Origin of the sequence: Enterococcus sp. CSURQ0835 (assembly GCF_902706605.1) — a bacterium.
GTDB lineage: Bacteria > Bacillota > Bacilli > Lactobacillales > Enterococcaceae > Enterococcus_A.
Genome location: NZ_CACSLH010000035.1, coordinates 19,946 through 27,138, shown reverse-complemented (window position 1 = coordinate 27,138; position 7,193 = coordinate 19,946). Strand labels below are relative to the sequence as shown.

Below are 7,193 nucleotides of genomic sequence, written 5' to 3'. Positions count from 1 at the left end.
GGTTATACAAAAGGCAGTAGGCCTTTATTTTTTTGGCTTTTTTTGAACTTACATATAGTAGAGTGTACAAAAAAGGCGTAGAAATTGGATTTCTACACCTTCTATGAATCTTTTGTCTACAGTCTGACACGCTGCTTTTATTAAGGCAGCGTGTTTATTTCAGTCGTCCAAGAATTGATTCGACGATTTCAACCGAGAACAGTCTGAATGTTTTGAATGCTTCTAATTGGTTTTTGGCAATTTGCTGACACGATTAAACAGATCCCCAAAAATACCATCTCGATTCACATGTGTAACCACTCGGATCGGATGTCTATTTTCGGGAAATACCCAGGTATCCTCCGCAGTGACTTGAGGAGCACTGACAAGTCGGCTAGTGGTCCAAAGCGGATTGATCAAAAAGGCTAGCGGAGCCAAGTCCCAAACTATTTTACCTTTTGCAATCGGTGAATTGATTGGCTTGAACTGACTGACATCTAAATCATTTTGTCCTCTCAAATAAGGATTTTTATCTTTTGCAATTTTAGTTAGTCCGCGATCACCTTTTTCAAGAATCTGCGTTAAAAAGGTTCTAGTCAAACGAGCTAAATAATCACCCACATCACTTGTTTCAAGTAAATAATGATCAATTTCAAGCGGGGTTGTCTTTAAGTCTGAAGCGACACTCATCGCCGGTACCAGAACCAGTGGCACTTTGGAATCCAAAACAATATTGACTGCAAGTTTATCTTGACTCAAATTAAATTCAAAAGCACTAGGCCAATAAAAAGGTTGTCCGCCTAGCCAGATGACCACAATCCGATCGATGATCCTTGGTTCTTTGATAATCGCTGAAGCAACATTTGTCAACGCACCAGTTGCAACTACATATAATTTTTCATCAGTTAATGCAAAAGCTGTTTCAATCAAATGATCGACGGCCTCTGAAGGTTGTGCGTCGTCGGCCTTAGTTAAAAATGACTTTGCTCCTTGTTTAATTGGAAATTTTTGGTCGAACCCTGCTAATTTCAGTAATTTAGCAATTTCGTGATAGCTTTTTAGCATCCCGTCAGCAGGACTTTCAGAACGGCCATTTAAAAAAGGTGCAGCATAAAAACCTTGAATATCCAACCGCTCTTCATGACATAATGCCCACGTGATTTCAAATTGATCATCTGTCTCATTATAAGCATCGCTATCCAAAACAACTTTTAGTTTACCAGGGGGTAATTGGAGTGCTTGAATAATTGCTAAATCGCTATCATTTTCCCATTTCGCCAATAAAAAAACCTCTTTCTTTACTAAATTATAGTTCCACTTTTACTCTGATAAAAATACTAAACTCACTGCTTTTTGCTAGTCAGATGCCAGTAAAAAAACAGGACACGACAGCAGCAACTACTATAAACAGTAGTTATCGGCATAATAATACGACCTTATTTGAAATGCAAGTGTTTTTTAAAAAACAGCCATTTCATACAAAGTCGTTCTTTTTTAGTTCTAACTGGCAGTTAGCTAGTCATTTGTACCTACTACTTTTTTCAGATCCGCTCACTCTTGAAAAGCTTGTTTAAATCGTCGAATCAATTCTTGGACGATTGGCGTGTGCACCCGCTTTTTCCAAACTAAAGCACAATTCGTTTTAACTGGTGGATCTAACGGCAGAAAAACCAGCTCGGCTGATTGACGATTGGAAACGGCTCCTTCAATGGAAAAAGCTGCTCCAACTTTATTTGCAACTAACGGTAAAGCATTGAAACTCAAGTTGAAATTGCCGATAATATTCAACTCAGCTAATGGGACTTCTGCCCATTTAGCTAGCAACTGTTGGACTTCAGCTCGTTTGGAACAGATGATCGGCAGACCTGTCAGCTGCTTTTGTGTCATGGTCGTTTGGCGTGCGATAAATAATTCATTTGAGACTAAAAAGCCCCACGTTTCTTCTCGAGGCAAACGCAACTGTTCAAAATTTTCTAATTCAATCGGCTCTAATAAAACGGCTAAGTCCAGCAATCCTTTTTCCAAGCGTTCAATAATGTCTTCACTCGTGTCCGTCACCAGATCAAAATGAACTTGCGGATAGTCCCGCACCAACTCTTCAATCATCATTGCCACCGTATCGGAGTTATCCGCTTCGACACACCCAATCGAAAAACTACCTGCTAGTTGTTGCTTTTTTTGGTCACAAAAAGCTTGTTCCAATTGATCATTTAAAGTCAAAATTTCTTCTGCCCGCTCTTTTAGAAAACGTCCTTCTTGGGTCAGCTGCAACGTTCGTTTTTCTCGCTGAAAAAGTGCCACTCCAACGTGTTCTTCTAATTCCTTGATTTGACGACTCAAGGTCGGCTGAGTGATCTGCAACACTTGCGCCGCTTTTGAAATCGTCTTTTCTTGAGTCACTGTCCAAAAATAACGTAATAATCGAAGCTCCAAATTCTCACCTACTTTTTCTTTCAGTATAGCGGAAAAAATTTTTTCGTGCCTAGCTTTTGTGCGCGATTGACTAGTTCCAATCCAAAATAGCACCTCAAAAGTTAGTTAGTGCTAGCTTTTGAGGTGCTGGATTTTTTATTTGAACATTTTTTGAGCAGCTTTTAAAAGTGTTTTAAGATCCTTATCATATCGTGGTGTTTCCACTAAACGTGACATCGGAATGCCTGCAAAGTGATACGCTGCAATCTCACCGGAACGTACCGCACTTTGTTCCGTAAAGATCATTTGATATGGTTGTTCTGCAAATTCACCGGTAAAGGCGAGATTAGTTGAATGTTGCGGAATGACCTTCGGACGATCACTTTTGGCTCGATTATTGAACAAAGCCGAAGCATAAGGCATATAAACTGGAATATTATTGATCACACTAGCCAAGATTTCCGTTTCTTTTTCACGGATATTAACCGGACCAGGATCGACTTTCGACAGTTGCCCGATCAATTCTTCCAGCATTTCTTTCCCATTCATCTTGATGTATTGCTTGTCAACGAATTCACCTTTGCGCCGTGGATACAAGAAGTAGCCCCAAATGACAGTCTCATTTGGTTTTTGCGTCGTAAAATGCGGTTGATGGTGTACGACGATCGACATATTGACATCTTTATGACCTAGCTCGGTGATTGGTCTCGTCGAAATAAAGGAGTTCAACGCATTCCCCGGTTCTTGAGTCGTGATCCGCGTGATTTCATTTAACAAGGTATGATCTTTCGTTGTCAACGTGAAACTGACCCATTCACTAGCTGCGCGATCGGCAAAAAACTTATCTGGATTTCCTAAGTTGTAAAAATGTTCGCTAGCTTTTTTCCACAGACTGGAAGCTGCACCATAATCCATATTTTCTTCAGCTGGATGTTCATAATCTCCTAGCGTTGCCGAATCAGTGATGGAACCATTTGTAAAGATCACCGCCGTATCGTCTGGCACAGTAACAAATTCCGTTTCTCCTGTTTCCAAGTTTTCCATCTCAAGACCCGTTACCGTGATCTCATCTTGCATCGCCGTTTCTTTAAATTTCCAATCAGTTACTCGTCGGTTCAAAATAATGTGACAACCTTGTGCTTTCAAATAATCGATTAATGGCAACATAATACTTTCATATTGATTGTAGCGCGTTCGATTGACCCCGACTAAGTGCTCGATCTGGGTAAATTCATAAATCATTTGATGCATGTAACGCCGTAATTCTTGAGCAGAACTTTGCGTTCGAAAAGCAAATGTCGTCTCCCACATATACCAAAAGTTCGTTCCAAAGAAATGTGGATCGTCTTTGAAGTAATCTGCAATTGTCACATTATCTAATTTTTCTTCTTCTGAATCTGGCATCGCAATCAATTTCGTCAGTAAGATCCGGTCTTCATTGTTAAAGCCCATATGACCGCCATCAATGATCCCTTTGCCGCCTTCTAATAAACGAGCTTTATCAAAGGTGCGATGTTTCGCATCAAAATCACGGGTGTCTTCTGCTGCAGTCATGCCTGGTTCTGTGGCTGACGGAATCCGGGCTAACAAGTCCATCAAATCGACATACGTCCGATAGTTCAACATCCGCCCGCCCCGAGCAACATAGCCTTTTTGATTTTCTAACGGATGATTTTTATTCCAATATTCATCAACAGCTACACTCGTTGACGAACCATCGTTTGAGCCATGGTCATCGATTGAATAAAAAGTGATCTGGTCACCATTCCGTTTTCCTTCTTGGATCAAATACACTGCGGCCGCCATGTTGGCTAGACCTGCTCCGATCATAATTGCTTTTTCTTTTCTCATCATGATTCCTCCAGTACTTAGCGGAAGTTTTTACGCTTCGAATTCATCGTATAAGTGACGGTCATCTTCAAAAAAGCCTGTCTTTTTTCCTAACGCATAAAGGCCGGCAGCACTAATGGCAACACCAATCGCAAGTCGAATCAAATGTTTTTTCATCTTCGTTTGCTCCCTTCTTATCTACTCACCAAGCATAAAGCGCTTAAAAAATTAGCGCAACTATTTGCCACTTTTCAAAAGACCTTTTTAGACACCTTGACCATTTTGTCTAATGTTGACCAAAAAAAATAGCCAAACAAAACAGTTTGACTAAGTAAGAAATTTAAATGATTTGTGCTGTTACCGCAACGGCATCCGTGTAAGTCTGCAATTGTTCTTGATAGTGTTGGAACAGTTGAGCAAGTTCATTTTTACCAGAAAATGAATACACGACACTCATGATAGTCTTTCTCCCGTTTTGGACCATGGCTCGTTGACTGTCACTTGTCGGATTGCCAAATGCTCCGCGTTCATCATAAAGCGTCGGCAAAAATTCAACCTTTAATTCCTCTTTACCGATTCCACGATAAGTTTCACCGGCAGTGGCGCTTTTTAACTGGACCGGTCCCACTAAAGCACTCAGATCATAAGAGCCAATGGAAAAACCAGTGGAGATCGACAGCAGATTATTCAAATCAACGACATTATTAATCTGATACAGACCATTGCCTTTTGTGATTCGGCGTAACATCGCTTCTGCTGCATTTCGATAAGAAGCAGGCGCTTTCCCCAATACTTTATACGCCTCCCGAGTGTCCTGGATCGCAGACAGTTTGGTGATCTCTGTGAGTTCCATTTTGTGATCCTGAACAGCTTGCTCAAAAGCAGCTTGCAAAGTAGCCGAACTTTTTTCCACCGTAACTTCATACGTTAAAACACCAAGACTGACTTTAGGGACCAACTCCTTTAAAGCTGGATCAATCAAAATCTCCATCTCATCCCCTACTTTCTATAAAACCAGTGTAGCACATTTTAAAAACTGAAAAAAAACTGCTGCGGGATGGGCAGCAGTTTTTTCATTAGTTAGCTTGATGAGTTTTTTTTACTTCGTCGGCTAGCTGATCAATTTTAGGATCTTGTAAATAACTATCCAAAGTAATAATTTTCATGTTAAGATGCGCCTTTTTGGTCCGTTCAGCTAGATCTTTATGAACAACGACAATATCACTGTCTTCGGGAACATCTTCAATTCGATAATTCTTGACCTCCACATTTTTCACGCCAGCCTTTTCGAGCTTTCTTCGGAAAGTAGTTGCTCCCATGGCACTACTTCCCATACCTGCATCACAGGCAAAAGAAATCTTATTCAATGAAGTTAGCCCCTCTAAACTAGTTTGAGCATTCTTGTCAGTCAATAAATCTTTTCCTTCACTTTTCATTTCTTTGGATTTTTGGACAGATTCTTCAAACTGATCTTCCGCTTCTTCGGAATGATCTGTCTTTAAAATCAATGAAGTAACTACAAATGAGACGATCGTTGCCACTGTGACTCCTGCAATCACTCCTAAAAAATTTCCTTTTGGTGTCAGAGCCAAATAAGCAAAAATTGAACCGGGACTAGGGACGGCAACTAATCCTGCACCAAATAATTGAAAGGTTAAAATTCCAGACATTCCACCTAAAATCATCGCAATAATTGTCAACGGTTTCATTAAGACGTATGGAAAATACATTTCATGAATGCCTCCAAGAAAATGGATAATGATGGCACCTGGTGCTGTTCGTTTAGCAGCTTTTTTCCCAAATACGGAATAAGCTAACAGTAACCCAAGTCCTGGACCAGGGTTGGAAGCTACCATAAAATAAATTGATTTTCCATGTTCCAATGTTTGTTGCATCCCCAATGGATAATACACGCCTTGATCGATTACATTATTTAAAAATAAAACTTTTGCCGGTTCATTTATTAAAGACAGCAAGGGCAAAAAACCAGTCTTAACCAGTGCTTCAATTGCATCTTTGACAAAATTATTAGCCCCTTGAATGGTTGGACCGATCACTAAATAAGATAAGATCATCAAAAGAAAACCAATAATCCCAATGGAGAAATTATTTACAATCATTTCAAAACCAGCTGGGATTTTATTTTCTAAAAATTTATCGGTCTTCTTCATTACCCAGCCGCCCAAAGGACCGATGATCATTGCGCCTAAAAACATTGGAATATCAGCTCCAATAATCAATCCAATCGTGCCGATCGTTCCTAAAACACCACCTCGATGACCACCAAGCATTCGACCACCAGTATAAGCTAAGAGTAAGGGTAATAAGAATTTAATCGTTGGACTAACTAACTCATTCAAAGCTTTATTTGGAAACCAACCTGTTGGAATAAATAAAGCCGTTACGATTCCCCAAGCAATAAAAGCGCCAATATTGGGAAGAACCATATTCGTTAAAAAACCACCAAAAGCTTGGACTCTTGCGCGGGTGGAAACTTTTTTTCTCGGTTGTGTCGCTTCCATTTTTTCATCTCCTTATCAATAGTCAGCCACTAAAGTCAATAATTCTGTTGTATCTGTAACATGTTTTAACTGTTCAGTCACTTTAGGATCACTTAATAATTCTCCTAGTGAAGCAATCATTTCTAAGTGACCATCATCTGTTGCAGCTGCGATTACAAAAAAGATCGTAACGGGAACTTGCCCCGGGAAAAAGACAGGCTCTGCTAATTTTAAAAAGCTTAAGCCGTCTTTTAAACTCCCAAATTCAGGTCGAGCATGGGGCATCGCAATCTCTGGTAACAAGATAAAGTAATTGCCATTTTCGTTTACATTTTGAATTATCGCTTCAACATAAGCTGGTGTGATAATTTTTTTGGTCACTAAAGGTTGTGCAGCTAATTGGATAGCTGCTTGCCAAGTCGCGACACTTTTTTTGAATTGAATGTTTCCTTTTAAATCCGTCTGAATCAT

The 7,193-nt window shown here is 39.9% G+C and carries 7 protein-coding genes; all 7 read right to left on the bottom strand.

Annotated elements, in window-relative coordinates:
* Positions 1–222 precede the first annotated feature (222 nt).
* Positions 223–1,260, bottom strand: coding sequence for a nucleoside hydrolase (locus GVJ38_RS12165; protein ID WP_159723425.1), 1,038 nt, complete (start codon positions 1,258–1,260; stop codon positions 223–225).
* A gap of 270 nt (positions 1,261–1,530) precedes the next feature.
* A complete protein-coding gene (locus GVJ38_RS12160) occupies positions 1,531–2,412 on the bottom strand; it encodes a LysR family transcriptional regulator (RefSeq protein WP_159723424.1) in 882 nt (293 codons plus the stop codon).
* 135 nt (positions 2,413–2,547) lie between these two features.
* On the bottom strand, positions 2,548–4,242 hold the full coding sequence (locus GVJ38_RS12155) for an oleate hydratase (protein WP_159723423.1): 1,695 nt from the start codon (positions 4,240–4,242) through the stop codon (positions 2,548–2,550).
* A 30-nt stretch (positions 4,243–4,272) separates the two neighbouring features.
* A complete protein-coding gene (locus tag GVJ38_RS12150; RefSeq protein ID WP_159723422.1) occupies positions 4,273–4,398 on the bottom strand; it encodes a methanol dehydrogenase in 126 nt (41 codons plus the stop codon).
* 163 nt (positions 4,399–4,561) lie between these two features.
* Positions 4,562–5,212, bottom strand: coding sequence for a B3/B4 domain-containing protein (locus tag GVJ38_RS12145; RefSeq protein ID WP_159723421.1), 651 nt, complete (start codon positions 5,210–5,212; stop codon positions 4,562–4,564).
* 85 nt (positions 5,213–5,297) lie between these two features.
* Entirely contained in the window at positions 5,298–6,743 is a 1,446-nt protein-coding gene (locus GVJ38_RS12140; RefSeq protein ID WP_159723420.1) for a PTS mannitol transporter subunit IICB, read from the bottom strand.
* A 15-nt stretch (positions 6,744–6,758) separates the two neighbouring features.
* Entirely contained in the window at positions 6,759–7,193 is a 435-nt protein-coding gene (locus GVJ38_RS12135) for a PTS sugar transporter subunit IIA (protein WP_159723419.1), read from the bottom strand.

Bases quoted from the DNA above. Each gene is read 5' to 3' on its own strand.
- GVJ38_RS12155 (WP_159723423.1), bottom strand. From the start codon at position 4,242: ATGAGAAAAGAAAAAGCAATTATGATCGGAGCAGGTCTAGCCAACATG.
- GVJ38_RS12150 (WP_159723422.1), bottom strand. From the start codon at position 4,398: ATGAAAAAACATTTGATTCGACTTGCGATTGGTGTTGCCATTAGTGCT.
- GVJ38_RS12145 (WP_159723421.1), bottom strand. From the start codon at position 5,212: ATGGAGATTTTGATTGATCCAGCTTTAAAGGAGTTGGTCCCTAAAGTC.
- GVJ38_RS12140 (WP_159723420.1), bottom strand. From the start codon at position 6,743: ATGGAAGCGACACAACCGAGAAAAAAAGTTTCCACCCGCGCAAGAGTC.
- GVJ38_RS12135 (WP_159723419.1), bottom strand. From the start codon at position 7,193: ATGATTCAGACGGATTTAAAAGGAAACATTCAATTCAAAAAAAGTGTC.